Origin of the sequence: Desulfonatronovibrio magnus, assembly GCF_000934755.1 — a bacterium.
Taxonomy (GTDB): Bacteria; Desulfobacterota; Desulfovibrionia; order Desulfovibrionales; family Desulfonatronovibrionaceae; genus Desulfonatronovibrio; species Desulfonatronovibrio magnus.
On record NZ_JYNP01000153.1, the window covers coordinates 1 to 1,167 of the forward strand.

Annotated in this window: 3 protein-coding genes; all 3 read right to left on the reverse strand. The window is 50.0% G+C overall.

From position 1 onward, the window contains the following. On the reverse strand, window positions 1–173 hold a 173-nt coding region (locus tag LZ23_RS11955; protein ID WP_332308286.1), incomplete at its 3' end, for a type II toxin-antitoxin system PemK/MazF family toxin. Then, window positions 170–448 carry a hypothetical protein gene (locus LZ23_RS11960; RefSeq protein ID WP_198145984.1) on the reverse strand — a complete coding sequence of 93 codons (279 nt, stop codon included), beginning with the start codon at window positions 446–448 and terminating at the stop codon, window positions 170–172. The genes LZ23_RS11960 and LZ23_RS11955, both read right to left, overlap by 4 nt. A gap of 99 nt (window positions 449–547) precedes the next feature. Further along, a complete protein-coding gene (locus LZ23_RS11965) occupies window positions 548–994 on the reverse strand; it encodes a DUF6544 family protein (protein WP_198145985.1) in 447 nt (148 codons plus the stop codon). Window positions 995–1,167 lie beyond the last annotated feature (173 nt).

A 1,167-nucleotide genomic window follows, 5' to 3' on the forward strand; every position in this document is an offset into this window, starting at 1 on the left:
GGGTGTGATTTCGCAGCGGTGGAGAGAGGAACCACAACAACAGTCCGACGAAGCTTGTTTATGGTATTGTGTGAAAGGACAACACAGGGACGAGTTTTTTTTATCTCGGAACCTTGCGTCGGGTCCAAACTCACCCACCAAACGTCACCCCGCATGATAATGGATTCGGTCATTCCTCGATTCCGTCCTCAAATGCTTGCCACTCGTCGATCTCTTGCTCTAAAGCTTTGTCACGATTGGCTGCCCGACAAGCAGCTGCCAGCGAGCTGTCTCGATCCTTTAACTCCTGTTCCAGCAAACGTGTAACAAGACGAGATCGCTGACGGGCGGGTACTGCAGCCTGGAATCGATGAGCCACTTCATCTGGTATGGATAATGTAATTCTCATAAATTCACATTGTGCTTTATGACTTATGATGTCAAGTGTTTTTAAAGGCACAACGATCAAGCTCACCGGCAGCAATGGAGCGCAGCGGAATTGCCGTCCGGTGCAGCGCCTTGTTAGCCGGTTTCACTGTAAATGCATGTAGGCGTTGGTCGCAGGAAATCATGATCCTGCCTTCAAGAATCGGACGGCGGTGACATTTGCCTTGAAAAACACAAAGTGCTGGTCTGTGCCAAACATGTTGGCGGCTTCAACATTGAAGGGGACGCGAAAACCCTGGACTTCACGAAAATCTGACAGACTCCCACCAAAAGGCTGGAGCTTATGCTTCTTTTCAGGGTTCGCATCGCTCCACCGCATGAATTGAACCACCACGGGACGACCTTCGGCATCCATCTTTAGATCTATCGCCTGCGATAGCCCTTTGTGACTTATTGTCACCCGGGCAGTGTCCTGGTCCAGAGCTTCCCAAACAACACCTGATCTTGGGAGCAAGGCGGCTGGAGTCCAGAACACAGCCTCGGCAACATATCGGCCATATACAGCCCGTGCATGGTTCGTATCGCCACCCATGCGGGCAACTGGCATCTGGGTTGTCATTGGTGTCATTGGGGTCGGACCTAACCATCATCCTTAAATATCAGGATAAATGTCCCAAAACAGCTTATTTTCGGAGCTTAGAAGCCCCATTTTACCCTCAAAAACATCATTGTAAGCCGATACAGGTTCTTTCAGTGCGTACATCCCTGACTTGTTTTGTGGCATCAATGGGTAATTTACCC